The organism is Streptomyces sp. NPDC096205 (genome assembly GCF_044763135.1).
Taxonomy (GTDB): domain Bacteria; phylum Actinomycetota; class Actinomycetes; order Streptomycetales; family Streptomycetaceae; genus Streptomyces.
Genome location: NZ_JBIWFS010000002.1, coordinates 304,414 through 323,003, shown reverse-complemented (window position 1 = coordinate 323,003; position 18,590 = coordinate 304,414). Strand labels below are relative to the sequence as shown.

The following is an 18,590-nucleotide window of genomic DNA, read 5'->3' as shown; positions in this document are numbered from 1 at the left end:
CCGAAGGACATGGATCTGTCCCCGTCGGTCCCCCAATACATTCACCGCCAAGCGCGGTACCTGCGCCGATACCCGCGGCGTCCGCATGCTGGAACGGACTATCCCGGTTCCCGAGAACCGCTCCATCATGTAACCTGCACGAAATTTTGACTCCACGCAGAGGGCCAACGTCGTCCCTCGGCACTTGCACATGCCAGATGACGACGACGGGAGAGCCGATGCGTACGCCGCGCCAGCCGTCCCAGCACTCCGCGAATGGCCAGAACTGGTCCTTCATGGATGCTCGCCCTGCTGCGCAGGGTATGTACGACCCCCGCAACGAACGCGACGCGTGCGGCGTCGGTTTCGTCGCCACCCTCACCGGCGAGGCGTCCCACACCCTGGTCGAGCAGGCCCTGACGGTCCTGCGCAACCTGGAGCACCGCGGTGCCACCGGCTCCGAGCCCGACTCGGGCGACGGCGCGGGCATCCTCTCCCAGGTGCCGGACGCCTTCCTGCGTGAGGTGGCCGGATTCGAACTGCCCGAGGCCGGTGCCTACGCGGTCGGTATCGCCTTCCTGCCCGAGGAGGGCACCCAGGACGCCGTCTCGCAGATCGAGACGATCGCGGCCGAGGAGGACCTGACCGTCCTCGGCTGGCGTGAGGTCCCGGTCGCGCCCGAGCTGCTCGGCGCCACCGCCCGCTCCACCATGCCGGTCTTCCGCCAGATCTTCGTGAGCGACGGCACCAGCACGGGCATCGCCCTGGACCGCAAGGCGTTCGTGCTGCGCAAGCGCGCCGAGCGCGAGGTCGGCGTGTACTTCCCGTCGCTGTCGGCGCGCACGATCGTCTACAAGGGCATGCTGACCACCGGCCAGCTGGAGCCGTTCTTCCCGGACCTGTCCGACCGCCGCTTCGCCTCCGCGATCGCGCTCGTGCACTCCCGGTTCTCCACGAACACCTTCCCGTCGTGGCCGCTGGCGCACCCGTACCGGTTCGTCGCCCACAACGGTGAGATCAACACCGTCAAGGGCAACCGCAACTGGATGGTCGCCCGCGAGTCGCAGCTCGTCTCCGACCTCTTCGGTGGCGACAAGCTGGAGCGGATCTTCCCGATCTGTACGCCGGACGCCTCCGACTCGGCCTCCTTCGACGAGGTGCTGGAGCTGCTGCACCTCGGCGGCCGTTCGCTGCCGCACTCCGTGCTGATGATGATCCCGGAGGCGTGGGAGAACCACGACTCCATGGAGCCGGCCCGGCGCGCCTTCTACCAGTTCCACTCCACGCTGATGGAGCCCTGGGACGGCCCCGCCTGTGTCACCTTCACCGACGGCACGCAGGTCGGCGCCGTGCTCGACCGCAACGGTCTGCGTCCCGGCCGCTACTGGGTCACCGACGAGGGCCTCGTCGTCCTCGGCTCCGAGGTCGGCGTCCTGGACATCGACCCCGCGAAGGTCGTCCGCAAGGGCCGCCTCCAGCCCGGCAAGATGTTCCTCGTCGACACCGTCGAGCACCGCATCATCGAGGACGACGAGATCAAGGCGCAGCTCGCCGCCGAGGCCCCCTACGCGGAGTGGCTGGAGACCGGCGAGATCGAGCTGAGCGACCTGCCCGAGCGCGAGCACATCGTCCACACCCACGCCTCGGTCACCCGCCGCCAGCAGACCTTCGGCTACACCGAGGAAGAGCTGCGCGTCATCCTCGCCCCGATGGCCCGCGCCGGCGCCGAGCCGATCGGCTCCATGGGCACGGACTCGCCCATCGCGGCCCTGTCCGAGCGCCCGCGGCTGCTCTTCGACTACTTCACCCAGCTGTTCGCGCAGGTCACCAACCCGCCGCTGGACGCGATCCGCGAGGAGCTGGTCACCTCCCTGCGCAGCTCGCTGGGCCCGCAGGGCAACCTGCTCGACCCGAGCGCCGCGTCCTGCCGCTCCGTCGTGCTGCCCTTCCCGGTCATCGACAACGACGAGCTGGCCAAGCTCATCCACATCAACGCCGACGGCGACATGCCCGGCTTCAAGGCCGCGACGCTGTCCGGCCTGTACCGGGTGCACGGCGGCGGCGAGGCGCTGGCCGCGCGGATCGACGAGATCTGCGCCGAGGCCGACGCCGCCATCGACAACGGCGCCCGGCTGATCGTCCTGTCGGACCGCCACTCCGACGCCGAGCACGCGCCGATCCCGTCGCTGCTGCTCACCGCGGCCGTCCACCACCACCTCATCCGCACCAAGCAGCGCACCCAAGTGGGCCTGCTGGTCGAGGCCGGCGACGTCCGCGAGGTCCACCACGTCGCGCTGCTCATCGGCTACGGCGCCGCCGCCGTCAACCCGTACCTGGCGATGGAGTCGGTCGAGGACCTGCTGCGCGCCGGCACGTTCCTCAGCGGCCTGGAGCCCGAGAAGGCCATCAAGAACCTCATCTACGCCCTCGGCAAGGGCGTGCTGAAGGTCATGTCCAAGATGGGCATCTCCACCGTCGCCTCCTACCGCGGCGCCCAGGTCTTCGAGGCCGTCGGTCTCGAAGCGGCCTTCGTGGAGAAGTACTTCAACGGCACCGCCTCCAAGATCGGCGGCGTCGGCATCGACGTCGTCGCCAAGGAGGTCGCCGCCCGCCACGCCAAGGCCTACCCGGCCTCCGGCATCGCTCCCGCGCACCGCGCGCTGGAGATCGGCGGCGAGTACCAGTGGCGCCGCGAGGGCGAGCCGCACCTGTTCGACCCGGAGACGGTCTTCCGCCTCCAGCACTCGACCCGCACCAAGCGCTACGACATCTTCAAGAAGTACACGGACCGCGTGAACGAGCAGTCCGAGCGCCTGATGACGCTGCGCGGCCTGTTCGGCTTCAAGTCGGACCGCCAGCCGATCTCCATCGACGAGGTCGAGCCGGTCTCCGAGATCGTCAAGCGCTTCTCCACCGGCGCCATGTCGTACGGCTCCATCTCCAAGGAGGCGCACGAGACCCTCGCCATCGCCATGAACCAGCTGGGCGGCAAGTCCAACACCGGTGAGGGCGGCGAGGACCCGGAGCGTCTGTACGACCCGGCCCGGCGCAGCGCCATCAAGCAGGTCGCCTCCGGCCGCTTCGGCGTCACCTCCGAGTACCTGGTCAACGCGGACGACATCCAGATCAAGATGGCCCAGGGCGCCAAGCCCGGCGAGGGCGGCCAGCTGCCCGGCCACAAGGTCTACCCGTGGGTCGCCAAGACCCGTCACTCGACGCCGGGTGTCGGCCTGATCTCCCCGCCGCCGCACCACGACATCTACTCCATCGAGGACCTGGCCCAGCTGATCCACGACCTGAAGAACGCGAACCCGCAGGCGCGGATTCACGTGAAGCTGGTCTCCGAGGTCGGCGTCGGCACGGTCGCCGCGGGTGTCTCCAAGGCGCACGCGGACGTCGTCCTGATCTCGGGTCACGACGGTGGTACGGGTGCCTCCCCGCTGACCTCGCTGAAGCACGCCGGTGGTCCCTGGGAGCTCGGTCTCGCCGAGACCCAGCAGACGCTGCTGCTCAACGGCCTGCGCGACCGCATCGTCGTACAGACCGACGGCCAGCTGAAGACCGGCCGTGACGTGATCATCGCCGCGCTGCTGGGCGCCGAGGAGTTCGGTTTCGCGACCGCGCCGCTCGTCGTCTCCGGCTGCGTCATGATGCGCGTCTGCCACCTGGACACCTGCCCGGTCGGCATCGCCACCCAGAACCCGACCCTGCGCGACCGCTTCACCGGCAAGGCCGAGTACGTGGTGAACTTCTTCCAGTTCATCGCCGAAGAGGTCCGCGAGCTCCTCGCCGAGCTGGGCTTCCGCTCCATCGAGGAGGCCGTCGGCCACGCCGAGGTGCTGGACGTCGAGCGCGCGGTGGACCACTGGAAGGCGCAGGGCCTGGACCTGGAGCCGCTGTTCCACGTGCCCGCCCTGCCCGAGGGCGCGGTGCGCCACCAGGTGATCGCCCAGGACCACGGCCTGGAGAAGGCCCTCGACAACGAGCTGATCAAGCTGGCCGCGGACGCGCTGGCCGCCTCGGACGCGACGGACGCACAGCCGGTCCGCGCCCAGGTCGCCATCCGCAACATCAACCGCACGGTCGGCACCATGCTCGGCCACGAGGTGACGAAGAAGTTCGGTGGCGCGGGCCTGCCCGACGACACCATCGACATCACCTTCACCGGCTCGGCCGGCCAGTCCTTCGGCGCCTTCCTCCCGCGCGGTGTCACGCTGCGCCTGGAGGGCGACGCCAACGACTACGTCGGCAAGGGCCTGTCCGGCGGCCGTGTCGTCGTCCGCCCGGACCGGGGTGCCGACCACCTCGCCGAGTACTCGACGATCGCGGGCAACACCATCGCCTACGGCGCCACCGCCGGCGAGCTGTTCCTGCGCGGCCGCACCGGTGAGCGGTTCTGCGTCCGCAACTCCGGCGCGCTGGTGGTCTCCGAGGGCGTGGGCGACCACGGCTGCGAGTACATGACCGGCGGCCACGCCGTCGTCCTCGGCGAGACGGGCCGCAACTTCGCGGCCGGCATGTCCGGCGGTGTCGCGTACGTCATCGACCTCGACCGCGACAACGTCAACGTCGGCAACGTCGACGCGATCGAGGCGCTGGACGAGGCCGACAAGCAGTGGCTGCACGACGTCGTGCGCCGTCACCAGGAGGAGACCGGTTCCACGGTCGCCGAGAAGCTCCTCGCGGACTGGGACACGGCCGCGGAGCGCTTCAGCAAGATCATCCCCAGCACGTACAAGGCAGTGCTCGCCGCCAAGGACGCCGCCGAGCGAGACGGTCTCTCCGAGTCCGAGATCACCGAGAAGATGATGGAGGCGGCGATCAATGGCTGACCCGAAGGGCTTTTTGAACCACGGCCGCGAGGTCGCCAAGTCCCGCCCCGTCGAGGAGCGCGTCAAGGACTGGAACGAGGTCTACGTCCCCGGCTCGCTGCTGCCGATCATCAGCAAGCAGGCGTCCCGCTGCATGGACTGCGGCATCCCGTTCTGTCACAACGGCTGCCCGCTGGGGAACCTGATCCCCGAGTGGAACGACTACGCCTACCGCGAGGACTGGTCGGCCGCGCAGGAGCGCCTGCACGCCACCAACAACTTCCCGGAGTTCACCGGCCGCCTCTGCCCGGCGCCCTGTGAGTCGGCGTGTGTGCTCGGCATCAACCAGCCGGCCGTCACCATCAAGAACGTCGAGGTCTCGATCATCGACAAGGCGTGGGACACCGGGGACGTCGCCCCGCAGATCCCGGAGCGCCTGTCGGGCAAGACCGTCGCCGTCGTCGGCTCGGGCCCGGCCGGTCTGGCCGCCGCCCAGCAGCTGACCCGGGCCGGCCACACCGTCGCCGTCTACGAGCGCGCGGACCGCATCGGAGGCCTCCTCCGCTACGGCATCCCCGAGTTCAAGATGGAGAAGCGGCACATCAACCGTCGTATCGAGCAGATGCGCGCGGAGGGCACCAAGTTCCGCACCGGCGTCGAGATCGGCCGCGACATGCCGGCGACCGCCCTGCGCAAGCGGTACGACGCCGTCGTGCTGGCCGTCGGCGCCACCACGGCCCGCGACCTGCCGGTGCCGGGCCGTGAGCTCCAGGGCATCTACCAGGCCATGGAGTACCTGCCGCTGGCCAACAAGGTGCAGGAGGGCGACTTCGTGGCGCCCCCCATCACGGCCGAGGGCAAGCACGTCGTGGTCATCGGCGGCGGCGACACCGGCGCGGACTGCGTCGGCACCGCCCACCGCCAGGGCGCTGCCTCCGTCACCCAGCTGGAGATCATGCCGCGGCCGGGCGAGGACCGGAACGCGGGCCAGCCGTGGCCGACCTTCCCGATGCTGTACAAGGTCACCTCCGCGCACGAGGAGGGCGGCGAGCGGGTCTACTCCGTCTCCACCACCCACTTCGAGGGCGACGAGGACGGCAACGTCCAGTGGCTGCACCTGGTCGAGGTCGAGTTCGTGGACGGCAAGCTGACCCAGAAGCCGGGCACCGAGCGCAAGATCCCCGCCCAGCTGGTCACCCTCGCCATGGGCTTCACCGGCACCGACCGGGAGAACGGCCTGGTGGAGCAGTTCGCGCTGGACCTCGACGAGCGGGGTAACATCGCTCGCGACGCCGATTTCCAGACGAACGTTCCGGGAGTGTTCGTCGCCGGTGACGCCGGCCGCGGCCAGTCCCTCATCGTGTGGGCGATCGCGGAGGGCCGCTCGGCCGCCCGTGGCGTCGACCGCTTCCTGACCGGAGCGAGTGACCTGCCGGCGCCGATCCGTCCTACGGACCGCGCGCTGACGGTCTGATCCGGCCAGTAAAAGACGTCCCGTACAAAGGCGTACGGAACATTGGTGGCGCCTGCCCTGTCCCCGACCGGACTTTGGGCAGGCGCTGCCGCATTTTTCCGGCTTCTCGCCGTGGCTTGGCCGTGCGTCGCCGGGCGCGGGTTGCTTCTGGCCGTTCCCCGCGCCCCTTCAGGTCGGTCTTTACGGCACCTTGAACGTCTCGCCGTACACCTGCCAGGTCAGCGGCGTCGTCAGGCCGAGGTTGCCCTCGTTCAGGAAGCGGCGCTGGGCGGTGTCGATGCGGCTGGTGTCGGCGTTCGCCTTCTTGGCCAGCATGGCCGCGCGGCGGACGTCCAGGAACGCGTCCAGGTACGCCCGCTCCGAGCCGCCCTCGGAGGGCAGGTCGGCCTTCTTCAGGGCGCGTTCGCGCACCCCGTAGAAGCCGTTCGGGCTGGAGTCCGGGCCGTGGTAGATCATCGCGTCGTAGTAGATGAACTGGCCGAGCGTGCCCAGGCCGTCCAGCTTGGCCAGGCGTACCGCCGGGTCGAAGTAGACGTTGTCGCGCTCGGCGTCCTGGGCCGCTCGGAACGCCGGGACCTGCGCCTCCGCCTTCCAGGCCGCGGTGAAACCGGGGTCGAGGCCCTCGTGGGAGGCCGTGCCGTCGACCTTGCGCAGGGCAGGCAGGTAGCGGGCCAGAGCGTTGTCGGGGTGGGACTTGGTGTAGTTCTCCACCAGGACCAGCAGATCGTGGGTGCCGGTGCAGAAGCCGACGACGCCCGCGGTGTAGCCGGTGCCGTCGCCGGAGTCCTCGATGGCGCCGTAGGAGCGGCGCCAGTCCAGCGAGGAGAACGCGGACGTGGACACGATCCGCTGGGCCAGGTCCTTCTTCGCCGGAGCCGCGAGGCCGGGCGGCAGGGCGGCGATCGCCTTGTCGTCCGCGCTGCTGTCCCCCTCGGCCTTCGCCTTGGCCTCGTCACGGGCCAGCTGCTCGACGGACGTCCCGTTCTGCGCTGCGGAGTCGTCGGAGGGCGCCAGGAAGTACACCCCGGCCGTGATCAGCACCGGCACAGCGGCGAACAGCAGCCCGACTTTTCTCATGACACTCACCGTACGGCCGTTTCAGGCCGCCCCTCCCGTCAGTTCCGTCACTCTCGCCCATGCGGCCACGAGAAGCGCCACCAGTATGACCGCACACGCCGCCGCCTGGATCGCCGTACGCCGTGGCCCGCGCGGGGCGTAGGCGAAGGCCGCGGCGACCGCGCCGCCCGCGAGGAGGCCGCCGAGGTGGCCCTGCCAGGAGGTGAGCTGGGCCGAGACGACCAGCCACAGCAGCAGGAGCACCATCATGCGGCGCACCTCGGTCAGGTCCGAGCCCAGCCGGCGGGCCATGACGTACGCCGCGACGGTGAGGCCGAAGAGCCCGCCGGACGCGCCGAGCGACAGCTGACCGGGGTCGGCCAGCAGCAGCTCCAGCACCGAGCCGCCCAGCGTCGACAGCAGGTAGAGGGCGAGGAACCGGCCCCGGCCGAGCTGCGGCTCCACCATCTGGCCGAGGCGCCACAGGGCGAGCATGTTCAGCAGCACATGGGCGATGCCGAAGGTGCCCTCCGTGGGCATCAGGTGCAGGAACCCGCTGGTGATCAGCCGCTCCCACTGCCCGGCGGCCACACCCTCCGCCTGGAACCCGGCGGGCACGTCGCCGCCCTCGGGGAGGTAGTGCAGGCCGTCCGGCCCGATCAGCCCGGAGCCGAGCATCGCGAACCGGTCCACCAGCTCCGGGCGCGCCAACTCGGCCAGATAGACGAGGACGTTCAGCCCGATCAGCGCATACGTCACCACGGGCACCGCCGTGACGGTGCCGCCGAACACCGTCCTGGCCCGGCGCACCGACCTCGCGCCCTCCTTCACACACTCGGGGCACTGGTGGCCGACGGCGGCCTCGCGCATGCAGTCCGGGCAGATGAACCGCTCGCAGCGGGTGCAGCTGACGTAGGACTCCACCCGGGGATGGCGGTAGCAGGTGGTCACGGGGGATTCGGCGTCCACGCCGGCTCCTCGAGGGGAAGGGGACATCGGTGAGCCGGTGGGGGCGGCGGCGAACAAAATAGCGAACGGCCTTGGGGAGAGCGCGAGGTGGGGGCCGTGAGGGCGCCGCTGTGGCGTAGCCTCTGGCTCTTGGGGCGAGGGGAGCTCGGCCTTGTGGAGCTCCGGTTCGTGGAGCGAGGGGAGCTCGGCCTCGTGGAGCTCCGGTTCGTGGAGCGAGGGAAACTCCGGTTCATGGGTGAGGGGAGTCCGGGTATGGCGGCGATCAGTCTCAGCAAGGTGGAGGAGACCGCTCCTGCGCTGGTCAGCCTGTACAAGACCGCCGGGGCGTCGGTGGCCCGGCACGGCCTGGACGGGCAACGGGCCGCCGTCTACCTCGTCGTCGACTACTCGGGCTCCATGAAGCCGTACTACCAGGACGGCAGCGTGCAGGCGCTCGCCGACCGGGTGCTGGGGCTCGCCGCCCACTTCGATGACGACGGCCGGGTGCCGGTGGTGTTCTTCTCCACCGACGTGGACGCCGTCACCGACATCGCGCTCGCCGACCACCACGGCCGTATCGACCGGATCGTGGCCGGGCTCGGCCACATGGGCAAGACCAGCTACCACCTGGCCATGGACGCCGTCATCGACCACTACCTCGACAGCGGCTCGCGCGCACCCGCGCTCGTGGTGTTCCAGACCGACGGCGGCCCGATCAACAAGCTCGCCGCCGAGCGCTATCTGTGCAAGGCGGCCCGGCTGCCGCTGTTCTGGCAGTTCATCGGCTTCGGGGACCCGAGCAGCCGGCAGTTCGAGTATCTGCGCAAGCTCGACGAGCTGTCCGTACCGGACAAGCGGGCCGTCGACAACGCCGGGTTCTTCCACGCCGGGTCGGACCCGAGGAAGGTGTCCGACGCCGAGTTGTACGACCGTGTCGTCGGCGAGTTCCCGAAGTGGCTGACGGCCGCCCGGGCGCAGGGCATCATCCCGCCAGGTGCTTGAACTGCTCCTCGGTGAGCTCCAGTTCCAGCGCGGCCACGTTCTCCGCCAGATGGGCGGGGGAGGAGGTGCCCGGGATGGGGATCACGTTCGGGGCGCGGTGCAGCAGCCAGGCGAGGGCCGCCTGGGCGGTGGTCGCGCCCAGTTCCGCGGCGACCTCCGTCAGCGGCGCGTGCTCGCCGCCGCTGACCGGGAAGTACGGCACGAAGGCGATACCGCGTGCGGCGGTGTGGTCGATCACCCGGTCGTGGCCGCGTTCGGTCAGGTTGTACATGTTCTGCACGCTCGCGATCGGGGCGATCCGCGCCGCCTCGTCGATCTCGTCGACCGTCACCTCCGACAGGCCGATGTGCCGGATCTTGCCCTCGTCCCGGAGCTGCTTCAGCGCGCCGATCTGGTCGGCGAGCGGGTACTCCGGGTCGATGCGGTGCAGATGGAACAGATCGATACGGTCGGTGCCCAGCCGGCGCAGGCTCAGCTCGGCCTGCTGACGCAGATAGGCAGGGTGGCCGAGCGGGATCCACTCGGCCGGGCTCGGCCGCAGCACACCCGCCTTGGTGGCGATGACGACGTCGTCGCGGTGCGGCGCGAGCGCCTCGGCCAGCAACTCCTCGTTGGCGCCGAGGGCGTAGGCGTCGGAGGTGTCGAAGAAGTTCACCCCTAGCTCGACCGCCCGGCGCAGCAGGGCGACCGACTCGGCCCGGTCGGTGGGGGCGGTCCAGATGGGCGCGGTCATGCCGGACCGCTCGTGCGGGGCGTTCGCGAGCCGCATCGCGCCGTAGCCGATCCGGCGTACGTCGAGGTCGCCGCCGAGCTGGAATATCGTCGAGTTCGTCATGGCTGCGACCCTAGGAGCTCACATCAGTGTGAGCTTCAAGGGCATGTGAGGGGGGTCACATGAGGGGCGGGAGGACATGAGCAACATGCGGATCGGGGAGCTGTCGAGCGAGACCGGCGTGAGCGTTCGGCTGCTGCGCTACTACGAGGAGCAGGGTCTGCTCGACGCCGACCGCACGCCGGGCGGGCAGCGGGTGTACGGCGCCGACGCCCCGGTCACCGTCCGGCGCATCCGCACCCTGCTGGACGCCGGGCTGCCCACCAAGGTGATCCGCGAGGTGCTGGACTGCGTGTGCGGCAGCGACGCGGAGGTCGAGCCGTGTCTGACGCCGATGCTGCTGGAGCAGTTGGCCGGCATCGAGCAGCGGATCGCGAGCCTGGAGGGGGCGCGGGAGTCGCTTGCGCGGCTGGTCATGTCGTAGGGCCGGGGTTCATGCCGTGGGGCCGGGGTTCATGCCGTAGTCCTGGGGTTCATGCCGTAGCGCCGGGTCATGCCGTAGCGCCGGGTCATGTCGTAGTGCCGGGTCATGTCGTAGTGCCGGATTCGTGGGTGGCGAGCAGCTCGGCGCGGCAGGTGTCCGGGTCGCCCCAGGCGGTCCGCAGCGCGCGGGCTTTGGTCAGCCACAGCGACAGGTCGTACTCCGCGGTGTAGCCGATCGCGCCGTGGCACTGGAGTGCCGTACGCGCCGTGGTGTACGCCGCCTCGCAGGCGCTCACCTTCGCCGCGGCTATGTCGGCGTCGCTCATCGTCAGCGCGGCCCCGAAGAGGAGGGGGCGGGCGAACTCCAGGGCCAGCCCGGCGTCGGCGAGCCGGTGCTTGAGGGCCTGGAAGGAGCCTATGGGGACGCCGAACTGGGTGCGTTCGCGTACGTACGCCACCGTCCTGTCGAGCAGCGCTTCGCCGACGCCGAGGGCCTGGGCCGCTGTGGTGAGGCGCGCGAGGGCCGCGTCCGGTCGCGTGGCGAGCAGGTCGCCGCCCGGCGAGAGCGGGGTGCGGCGGCGGGCGGGGTCCAGGGAGGGGCGTACCGGGCCGTGACCGGGGGAGAGGCGCAGGCCGTCGGGGGTGAGGGTCAGGCGCAGGTCCGCCGTGTCGCCGTCCAGGGCGAGGGAGTTCTCGGGGGCGAGGGTGGCCAGGGAGGTGCCGTCGAGGAGGGCGGGGAGGAGGGTGGGGATGAGGGGGTGCGGTTGCGGGGGCCGGCCCTCGGGTCGGCTTTCCGCCGCCGCGTCGGAGAGCAGGGCCGCCGCCGTGACTGTCTCCACCAGCGGGCCCGGTACGGCGTACCGGCCCAGCTCCACGAAGGCGACCGCGAGTTCGACGGGGCGCCGGCCCAGTCCGCCGTACGCCTCCGGTACGGCCAGCGCGCACACGCCCGCCTCGGCGATACGCCGCCACAGCGCGCGCCCGCTCGCCGGCTCGCCCCGGCTCCAGTCCCGTACGACCGACGGCGTGTCCGCGGCCTTCAGCAGCGCGGCGAGGGAGTCGGCGAAGGCCCGCTGCTCGGTGTCGAGGAGGAACTTCGGCATCAGCGGCGTCCCTTCGGCAGACCGAGCAGGCGTTCGGCGACGATGTCGCGCTGGATCTCGTTCGTGCCGGCGTAGATGGGACCGGCGAGGGCGAAGACATAGCCCTCGGCCCAGGCGGTGTCCGCCGACTCGCCCTCCTCACCGAGCAGATCGAGGGCCGTCTCGTGCAGCGCGATGTCGTACTCCGACCAGAAGACCTTGTTGAGGCTGGACTCCGGTCCCGGCGGGTGGCCGTCGAGGGAGCGGGAGGCGGCCGCGTAGGTGAAGAGCTGGTAGGCGCGGGCACCGATCAGGGCGTCCGCCACACGCCTCTTGGTGCTCTCCGGGCTGCCCCGCGCCCGCCAGAGGCGGTGGAGCCGCTCGGCGCTCGCGAGGTAGCGGCCGGGGGAGCGGAGCATCAGGCCGCGCTCGGTGCCCGCGGTGGACATCGCGATGCGCCAGCCGTCGCCGGGCGCGCCGATGACGTCCTCGTCGGGGACGAACACCTCGTCCAGGAACAGCTCGGCGAAGGCGGGCTTGCCGTCGAGACGGGCGATCGGACGGACGGTGACACCGGGAGCGCGCAGGTCGAACATGAGGTACGTCAGGCCCTGATGGCGTTTCGGTGCGCCGGGGTCGCTGCGGAACAGGCCGAAGGCGCGGTCGGCGAAGGCCGCGCGCGAGGACCAGGTCTTGACGCCGCTGAGCAGCCAGCCGCCGGTCGTCCTGACGGCTCTCGACCGCAGGGACGCCAGATCGGAGCCGGCCTCGGGCTCCGACCACGCCTGCGCCCACACCACCTCACCCGTGGCCATGGACGGCAGGACGCGCGCGCGTTGGCCGGGCGTGCCGTGGTCGAAGAGGGTGGGGGCGAGGAGGCTGATGCCGTTCTGCCCGACGCGGCCGGGCGCGCCCGCCGCCCAGTACTCCTCCTCGAACAGCAGCCAGCGGATCAGGCCGGAGTTCCGGCCGCCGCCCTCGCCGCTCCCGCCGCCCCCGTCGGCGTCCCGGCCGCCGTACTCGGCCGGCCAGTGCACCACCGACCAGCGGTCCGCGGCCAGTTCGGCCTCCCACGCGCGGTGCGCCGCGAAGCCCTCCTCGGTCTCCAGGGAGGGCAGCGGCTCCGGCGGCACATGCGCGTGCAGCCAGGCGCGGGCCTCGGCGCGGAACGCCGTCTCCTCCGCGGTGAAGGTGAGATCCATCGGCTGCCGCTCCCTCCCCCATCTTCTTCCCTAACAAGTGTTTGGTAGGTTACCGTGGCCCTATGACAGACGTCGAGAGTCCGGCGTACGTCCCCGGGCACGGGCTGCTGGAGGGCCGCACCGCCGTCGTCACGGCGGCCGCGGGCGCGGGCATCGGCGGAGCCACCGCCCGCCGCCTCCTGGAGGAGGGCGCGCGCGTACTGATCAGCGACGCCCATGTACGGCGGCTGAAGGAGCACGCGGCCGAGCTGGCCGGGGAGTTCGGCCCGGACGCCGTGGCCGCGCTGCCCTGCGACGTCACCGACGAGACGGAGGTGCGGGCGCTGTTCGAGACGGCCCTGCGGGAGCACGGCCGGCTCGACGTCGTCGTCAACAACGCCGGGCTCGGCGGGACTTCAGCCCTGGTCGACATGACCGACGACCAGTGGACCAAGGTGCTGGACGTGACCCTGAACGGCACCTTCCGCTGCACGCGCGCCGCCCTGCGCGCGATGCGCGAGACCGGCTCGGGCGTGATCGTCAACGTCGCCTCCGTCCTCGGCTGGCGCGCCCAGGCAGGCCAGGCGCACTACGCGGCGGCGAAGGCGGGCGTCATGGCGCTGACCCGGTGCGCCGCCGTCGAGGCCGCCGCGTACGGCGTACGCGTCAACGCCGTGGCGCCGAGCCTCGCCCTGCACCCGCACCTCGCCAAGGTGACGACCCCCGAACTGCTGACGGACCTGACCGCGCGGGAGGCCTACGGGCGGTACGCCGAGCCGTGGGAGGTGGCCAACGTGATCGTGTTCCTGGCCTCGGGCTACTCCTCGTACCTGACGGGCGAGGTCGTCTCCGTGAGCAGTCAGCACCCCTAGGACAATGGACAGCGTGCCGACCAAGAAGAAGTCCCAGGTGAGCGCAGCCGCCGCAAAGCCCGCGGCAGGCGCCGCTCAGGCCCGCCGCCGCGAACTCCTCGACACCGCCGCCGAGGTCTTCGCCGAGCAGGGCTACAACGCCACCACCGTACGGAAGATCGCGGACCACGCGGGCATGCTCGCGGGCAGCCTCTACTACCACTTCGACTCCAAGGAATCGATGCTGGAGGAGATCCTGCGCACCTTCCTCGACGAGCTGTGGGACGGCTACGACACCGTCCTGGGCGCCGAGCTGGGCCCGCGCGAGACCCTCGAAGCCCTGGTCACCGAGTCCTTCCGGGAGATCGACCGGCACCGCGCCGCCGTCGCGATCTACCAGAAGGAGAGCAAGCAACTGGTCGCGCAGGAACGGTTCGCGTTCCTCGCCGAGTCTCAGCGCCGGTTCGAGAAGGCGTGGCTCGCCACGCTCGAACGCGGTGTCGCCGCCCGGGTCTTCCGGGCCGACCTCGACGTCCGCCTCACCTACCGCTTCGTGCGCGACACGGTATGGGTCGCCGCGTCCTGGTACCGGCCCGGCGGACAGCACAGCCCGGAGGAGATCGCCCGGCAGTACCTGTCGATGGTGCTGGACGGGATCGCCGTACGTGAGTAGCCGTTGAGGTGCCCTTTCCTGTGAGGGAGTCGTGAGTCGCCATGGCCGAGGCCTACATCGTCGAAGCGGTCCGCACGCCCGTCGGACGGCGCGGGGGAGGGCTCGCCGGCGTCCATCCCGCCGACCTCGGCGCCCATGCGCTGCGCGCGCTGATGGAGCGCTCGGGCGTCGATCCGGCGGCCGTCGAGGACGTCGTCCTCGGCTGTCTGGACGCGGTCGGGCCCCAGGCCGGGGACATCGCCCGCACCAGCTGGCTGGCGGCCGGGCTGCCCGAGGAGGTGCCCGGCGTGACCGTGGACCGGCAGTGCGGCTCCTCCCAGCAGGCCCTGCACTTCGCGGCCCAGGCCGTGCTGTCCGGGACCCAGGACCTGGTCGTGGCCGGTGGCGTGCAGAACATGTCCATGATCCCCATCGCCTTCGCCACCCGGCAGGCCGCCGAGCCGCTCGGCCTGACCCAGGGCCCCTTCGCGGGCAGTGAGGGCTGGCGCGCCCGCTACGGCGACCGGCCCGTCAACCAGTTCGTCGGCGCCGAGATGATCGCCGCCCAGTGGAACATCAGCCGGCGTCAGCAGGAGGAGTTCGCCCTGCGCTCCCACCAGCGGGCCGTGCACGCCCTCGACGAGGGCCGCTTCGACCGCGAGCTCGTGCCGTACGGCTCCGTCGACGCCGACGAGGGCCCGCGCCGCGACACCTCCCTGGAGAAGATGGCCGCGCTGAAACCCGTCCTCGACGGCGGCACCGTCACGGCCGCCTGCTCCTCCCAGGTCTCCGACGGTGCGGCCGCCCTGCTCCTCGCCTCCGACCGGGCCGTACGGCGACACGGGCTGCGGCCGCGGGCCCGTGTGCACCACCTCTCCGTGCGCGGCGACGACCCCATCCGCATGCTCACCGCCCCCATACCCGCCACCGCCCACGCCCTGAAGAAGACCGGCCTCACCCTCGACGACATCGACCTCGTCGAGATCAACGAGGCCTTCGCGCCCGTCGTCCTCGCCTGGCTCAAGGAGACCGGCGCCGACCCCGCCAAGGTCAACGTCAACGGCGGCGCCATCGCCCTCGGCCACCCCCTCGGCGCGACCGGCGCCAAGCTGATGGTCACGCTGCTGCACGAACTGGAGCGGGTCGGGGGGCGCTACGGGCTCCAGACGATGTGCGAGGGCGGGGGACAGGCGAATGTGACGATCGTGGAGCGGCTTTGAGGGGGCTTCGGCGCGGGGTGGCTTAGGGCGGGTGTGCCTGAGGGGTGAGGGGTGAGGGGTGAGGGGCGATTGCGGGTGGGCGAGTGGCGGGGGCGGGGGAGCGCGTGGGTGCGGTGGGGTGCGGTGGGGTGCGTTGGAAGAGCAGGCGGGTGAGCGGTGGGGTGTGCTGGGGGGGGGAGGTGGGTGTCCCGGCCGCGCTGCGGGCCGAGGCGGCCCGACTGCTCGCCGACGCGGGCGAGCTCGGCGCGGCGAAGGGTTCCCGGCGGATCGCCCGCGGCGGCACCGGCGGCGAGGGGTTCCCGGCGGCTCGCCCCCGGGGCACCGGCGGCCGAGGGTTCACTCGCCCGTAGCCCGGTCCCGCACCTCGCTCTCCCTTCCCGGCAGGCCCTCGATGATCTCCACCGCCTCGGTCATCACCCTCTCCACCAGCTCCTTGCACGACGGCAGGTCCTCGATCACCCCCGCCACCTGCCCCGCTGCCATCACCCCGGTGTCGGTGCGCCCGTCCACCATCGACGCCTTGAGCAGCATCGGCGTGTTCGCGGCGAGCAGCACCTGGCTCCAGGTCAGGTCCCTGCCGTGTCTGAGCGCCCGCCCGTCCTGGACCATCCGGCGCCACGTCAGCCCGGACAGCCGGCGGAAGGCGCCCGCGTGGCGGACGGCCCGGACCAGCGCGCTCGCCCGACCGGCGTGCTCCAGGGCGGCGACGAGGTCCGAGCGGAGCATGCGGTGCGGGAGACCGTCGACCGCCCGGGTGACGGTCACGTCCCGCACCGACGCCGCCAGGTAGCGTGCCTTCACCACCTCCGGCACGGGCGAGTCCGAGGTCAGCAGGAACCGCGTGCCCATCGCCACACCCGCCGCCCCGTACGCCAGCGCCGCTGCCAGACCCCGCCCGTCGAAGAAGCCGCCCGCCGCCACGACCGGCACGTCCACCGCGTCGACCACCTGCGGCAGCAGCACCGTCGTCGCCACCTCACCGGTGTGCCCGCCGCCCTCGGCGCCCTGCACGATCACCGCGTCCGCACCCCAGGCCGCGACCTTCTCGGCATGCCGCCGCGCCCCGACGGTCGGGATCACCACCACCCCGGCCTCCTTCAGCGCGGCGACCAGCTCGGGCGAGGGCGCGAGGGCGAAGGACGCCACCCGCACGCCCTCGTCGAGGATCAGCCGGACCCGGTCGCCCGCGTCGGCCGCGTCCGCGCGGAGGTTGACCCCGAAGGGCGCGTCCGTGCGGGACTTCACCTCGCGTATCGCCTCGCGCAGCCCGTCGACGGTCATGGTGGCGGAGGCCAGGATGCCCAGCGCGCCTGCGTTCGCCGTCGCCGAGACCAGGCGCGGGCCCGCCACCCAGCCCATGCCGGTCTGCACGATGGGGTGGCGCACCCCGACCAGCCGGGTCAATTCGGTGTTCAGCGCGGTCTCCATCACCGGTCGACCTCCCTCGCCCGGGTGTTCGCCGGATCGAGCACCTCACGGATCAGGCGCAGTTCGGTGGCGGTCGGCTCCCGGGTCGGCGGCACTCCGTCCGCGACCGCGAGCGCGAAGCCCGTCGCCTCCTGCACCTCCTCCACCGTCACGCCCGGATGCAGCGAGGCCAGCCGCATCGAGCGGTCGGGCGTGGCGAAGTCGAGGACGCCGAGGTCGGTGACGACCCGCCCGAGCCGGTGGTAGCGGGCCGAGTCCGGTATCCCCGCCGCCCGGTCGTAGCCCACTCCGCACACCATGTCCACGCGCTCCACGAACACCCGCCGTGTATGCCGGGGCACCCAGTAACTCGTCCTGTTGTTCAGCGTGTTCACCGGCGCGCCGCGCACTCCTAGGAGCTGGCGCGCGGGTCTCGCCCAGTCGCCGATGCAGGAGATGTTCTGGTTGCCGTGGCGGTCGAGCTGGCTCGCGCCCATCATCACGTGCCGCCGGCCACCGGTCACCAGCGTGAGGTGCGCGCGGTAGGGCAGCCAGCCCTCCACCGTGCCGTCGGCGTCGACGAGCAGCGCCTCGCCGTCCGTCAGCAGCAGATCGGGCGCGAACGTGTGGCGGGCCAGCCGCGCACCGAGCGAGGGAATCACCCCCATCGGGCTCGCGAGGACCTCCCCGGCATCGCGCCAGACCTCGGCGCAGGCGACCACGCAGTACTCGGCACGGGTGGCGGTCATGAGGCCCGCTCCTCGTCCCCGGCGAGGAAGCGCTCCGCGAACTCCGGCCAGGGCGTGCCGGCGTACTCCCGCTGGGCGGCCTCGTCCCGTCCGTAGTCCGGGGCGCAGGAGGTGAAGTGCGCGCCGTTCGGGGCCTCGACCACACCGGTGACCGTGTGCCGTCCGATCAGCAACGTCTGCGGCGCGGCCTCCTTCGTCAGCTCCGCCGTGTCCACGAGCCGCTCGCACGACACGTACGCCGCGTCCGCCGCCTCGCAGAACAGGTCGTCGAAATACGGGTCCGGACCGAGGTACTGGCCGTTGCCCCTGCGGTCGGCCCGGTTGACGTGCACCAGGGCCGCGTCCAGTCGCAGGGCGGGCATGGCGACGAACGTCTCCCCGTCCTCGTACGGCGAGGTCACCGTCCGCAGGCCGGGGTTGACCCGCATCACGTCCGAGCCGAGCCCGGCCCGCACCGGCAGGAACGGCAGCCGGTTCGCCGCCGCGCGCAGGCCCCACAGGAACATCGCCTCGTCGATCTCCGTCAGCTCCAGGGCGCCGCGCTCGCGGGCCGCCCGGTAGTGCGGTTCGAGCGGGATCGAGTCCAGCGTGACGAAGGGGGCGACCAGTCGGCGGACGCGTCCCGCGGCTGCCAGCATGCCGACGTCCGGGCCGCCGTAGGAGACGATCGTGAGATCGGTGATCTCGGACCGGAGCAGCGCTCTCACCAGCGCCATCGGTTTGCGGCGTGAGCCCCAGCCGCCGATGCCGAGGGTCATGCCGTCGGCCAGTCGGGAGACGACCTCGTCGGCCGTCATCGTCTTGTCGCGCACTCTTATGCCCCCTCCTTCTCCGCGCCGACGCTGTCCTGCTCCGCACCGAAGGCGCCCTTCTCCGGGCCGAAGGCCGCGTTCTCCGTGCCGGAGGTGCCCTTCTCCCGGCCG

General features: G+C 71.6%; 16 protein-coding genes. 8 read left to right on the top strand and 8 right to left on the bottom strand.

The window, feature by feature from the left end:
• Window positions 1-218: 218 nt before the first annotated feature.
• On the top strand, window positions 219-4,811 hold the full coding sequence (gene gltB / locus ACIQ6Y_RS07855) for a glutamate synthase large subunit (RefSeq protein WP_404034273.1): 4,593 nt from the start codon (window positions 219-221) through the stop codon (window positions 4,809-4,811).
• The gene (locus ACIQ6Y_RS07850) at window positions 4,804-6,264 is read left to right on the top strand and encodes a glutamate synthase subunit beta (RefSeq protein ID WP_404034271.1); all 1,461 of its coding nucleotides are present in this window, start codon (window positions 4,804-4,806) and stop codon (window positions 6,262-6,264) included. The genes gltB and ACIQ6Y_RS07850 overlap by 8 nt, the downstream gene beginning before the upstream one ends.
• A gap of 180 nt (window positions 6,265-6,444) precedes the next feature.
• On the opposite strand, the gene ACIQ6Y_RS07845 is transcribed toward ACIQ6Y_RS07850, so the two are convergent.
• Together ACIQ6Y_RS07845 and ACIQ6Y_RS07840 are read right to left on the bottom strand one after the other, a co-directional pair.
• Entirely contained in the window at window positions 6,445-7,341 is an 897-nt protein-coding gene (locus ACIQ6Y_RS07845) for a chitosanase (protein WP_404034269.1), read from the bottom strand.
• 21 nt (window positions 7,342-7,362) lie between these two features.
• Complete coding sequence (locus ACIQ6Y_RS07840) at window positions 7,363-8,289, bottom strand: rhomboid family intramembrane serine protease (protein ID WP_404034267.1); 927 nt, start codon at window positions 8,287-8,289, stop codon at window positions 7,363-7,365.
• 252 nt (window positions 8,290-8,541) lie between these two features.
• Here ACIQ6Y_RS07840 and ACIQ6Y_RS07835 point away from each other — a divergent pair, with 252 nt between their 5' ends.
• Window positions 8,542-9,270 (top strand): vWA domain-containing protein, encoded by a 729-nt coding sequence (locus ACIQ6Y_RS07835; RefSeq protein ID WP_404034265.1) that lies wholly within the window; start codon window positions 8,542-8,544, stop codon window positions 9,268-9,270.
• Here ACIQ6Y_RS07835 and ACIQ6Y_RS07830 read toward each other — a convergent pair.
• Window positions 9,251-10,105 carry an aldo/keto reductase gene (locus tag ACIQ6Y_RS07830; RefSeq protein ID WP_404034263.1) on the bottom strand — a complete coding sequence of 285 codons (855 nt, stop codon included), beginning with the start codon at window positions 10,103-10,105 and terminating at the stop codon, window positions 9,251-9,253. The genes ACIQ6Y_RS07835 and ACIQ6Y_RS07830 overlap by 20 nt on opposite strands.
• An 85-nt stretch (window positions 10,106-10,190) precedes the next feature.
• Between ACIQ6Y_RS07830 and ACIQ6Y_RS07825 the strand changes: the two genes are divergently transcribed.
• Window positions 10,191-10,526, top strand: coding sequence for a MerR family transcriptional regulator (locus ACIQ6Y_RS07825; protein ID WP_404036338.1), 336 nt, complete (start codon window positions 10,191-10,193; stop codon window positions 10,524-10,526).
• A 103-nt stretch (window positions 10,527-10,629) separates the two neighbouring features.
• Here ACIQ6Y_RS07825 and ACIQ6Y_RS07820 read toward each other — a convergent pair whose 3' ends face one another.
• Complete coding sequence (locus ACIQ6Y_RS07820) at window positions 10,630-11,628, bottom strand: acyl-CoA dehydrogenase family protein (protein WP_404034261.1); 999 nt, start codon at window positions 11,626-11,628, stop codon at window positions 10,630-10,632.
• Window positions 11,628-12,809, bottom strand: a complete 1,182-nt coding sequence (locus ACIQ6Y_RS07815; protein WP_404034259.1) for an acyl-CoA dehydrogenase family protein — start codon at window positions 12,807-12,809, stop codon at window positions 11,628-11,630. The genes ACIQ6Y_RS07820 and ACIQ6Y_RS07815 overlap by 1 nt, the downstream gene beginning before the upstream one ends.
• 62 nt (window positions 12,810-12,871) lie before the next feature.
• Here ACIQ6Y_RS07815 and ACIQ6Y_RS07810 point away from each other — a divergent pair, with 62 nt between their 5' ends.
• The 4 genes from ACIQ6Y_RS07810 to ACIQ6Y_RS07795 all read left to right on the top strand — a co-directional run bounded on the left by ACIQ6Y_RS07810 (window position 12,872) and on the right by ACIQ6Y_RS07795 (window position 15,861).
• A complete protein-coding gene (locus tag ACIQ6Y_RS07810; protein WP_404034257.1) occupies window positions 12,872-13,660 on the top strand; it encodes an SDR family oxidoreductase in 789 nt (262 codons plus the stop codon).
• Between the two features lie 4 nt (window positions 13,661-13,664).
• A complete protein-coding gene (locus ACIQ6Y_RS07805; RefSeq protein ID WP_404034255.1) occupies window positions 13,665-14,312 on the top strand; it encodes a TetR/AcrR family transcriptional regulator in 648 nt (215 codons plus the stop codon).
• A 41-nt stretch (window positions 14,313-14,353) separates the two neighbouring features.
• The gene (locus ACIQ6Y_RS07800) at window positions 14,354-15,511 is read left to right on the top strand and encodes an acetyl-CoA C-acetyltransferase (RefSeq protein WP_404034253.1); all 1,158 of its coding nucleotides are present in this window, start codon (window positions 14,354-14,356) and stop codon (window positions 15,509-15,511) included.
• Between the two features lie 179 nt (window positions 15,512-15,690).
• On the top strand, window positions 15,691-15,861 hold the full coding sequence (locus ACIQ6Y_RS07795) for a hypothetical protein (protein ID WP_404034251.1): 171 nt from the start codon (window positions 15,691-15,693) through the stop codon (window positions 15,859-15,861).
• Here the strand turns inward: ACIQ6Y_RS07795 and ACIQ6Y_RS07790 are convergent.
• The 3 genes from ACIQ6Y_RS07790 to ACIQ6Y_RS07780 are packed head-to-tail and all read right to left on the bottom strand — an operon-like array spanning window position 15,848 to window position 18,479.
• Window positions 15,848-16,927 carry an NAD(P)H-dependent flavin oxidoreductase gene (locus tag ACIQ6Y_RS07790; RefSeq protein ID WP_404036334.1) on the bottom strand — a complete coding sequence of 360 codons (1,080 nt, stop codon included), beginning with the start codon at window positions 16,925-16,927 and terminating at the stop codon, window positions 15,848-15,850. The genes ACIQ6Y_RS07795 and ACIQ6Y_RS07790 overlap by 14 nt on opposite strands.
• 11 nt (window positions 16,928-16,938) lie before the next feature.
• Entirely contained in the window at window positions 16,939-17,667 is a 729-nt protein-coding gene (locus tag ACIQ6Y_RS07785; protein ID WP_404034249.1) for a CoA-transferase subunit beta, read from the bottom strand.
• Window positions 17,664-18,479: a CoA transferase subunit A gene (locus tag ACIQ6Y_RS07780; protein WP_404034247.1), complete on the bottom strand. Its 816-nt coding sequence runs from the start codon at window positions 18,477-18,479 to the stop codon at window positions 17,664-17,666. Before ACIQ6Y_RS07780 ends, ACIQ6Y_RS07785 begins: the two co-directional genes overlap by 4 nt.
• Window positions 18,480-18,590: the final 111 nt, after the last annotated feature.

Excerpts from the sequence above, each read along its gene's own strand:
- gltB (WP_404034273.1), top strand. The coding sequence starts at position 219 with ATGCGTACGCCGCGCCAGCCGTCCCAGCACTCCGCGAATGGCCAGAAC.
- ACIQ6Y_RS07850 (WP_404034271.1), top strand. The coding sequence starts at position 4,804 with ATGGCTGACCCGAAGGGCTTTTTGAACCACGGCCGCGAGGTCGCCAAG.
- ACIQ6Y_RS07845 (WP_404034269.1), bottom strand. The coding sequence starts at position 7,341 with ATGAGAAAAGTCGGGCTGCTGTTCGCCGCTGTGCCGGTGCTGATCACG.
- ACIQ6Y_RS07835 (WP_404034265.1), top strand. The coding sequence starts at position 8,542 with ATGGCGGCGATCAGTCTCAGCAAGGTGGAGGAGACCGCTCCTGCGCTG.
- ACIQ6Y_RS07830 (WP_404034263.1), bottom strand. The coding sequence starts at position 10,105 with ATGACGAACTCGACGATATTCCAGCTCGGCGGCGACCTCGACGTACGC.
- ACIQ6Y_RS07825 (WP_404036338.1), top strand. The coding sequence starts at position 10,191 with ATGCGGATCGGGGAGCTGTCGAGCGAGACCGGCGTGAGCGTTCGGCTG.
- ACIQ6Y_RS07820 (WP_404034261.1), bottom strand. The coding sequence starts at position 11,628 with ATGCCGAAGTTCCTCCTCGACACCGAGCAGCGGGCCTTCGCCGACTCC.
- ACIQ6Y_RS07815 (WP_404034259.1), bottom strand. The coding sequence starts at position 12,809 with ATGGATCTCACCTTCACCGCGGAGGAGACGGCGTTCCGCGCCGAGGCC.
- ACIQ6Y_RS07810 (WP_404034257.1), top strand. The coding sequence starts at position 12,872 with ATGACAGACGTCGAGAGTCCGGCGTACGTCCCCGGGCACGGGCTGCTG.
- ACIQ6Y_RS07805 (WP_404034255.1), top strand. The coding sequence starts at position 13,665 with ATGGACAGCGTGCCGACCAAGAAGAAGTCCCAGGTGAGCGCAGCCGCC.
- ACIQ6Y_RS07800 (WP_404034253.1), top strand. The coding sequence starts at position 14,354 with ATGGCCGAGGCCTACATCGTCGAAGCGGTCCGCACGCCCGTCGGACGG.
- ACIQ6Y_RS07785 (WP_404034249.1), bottom strand. The coding sequence starts at position 17,667 with ATGACCGCCACCCGTGCCGAGTACTGCGTGGTCGCCTGCGCCGAGGTC.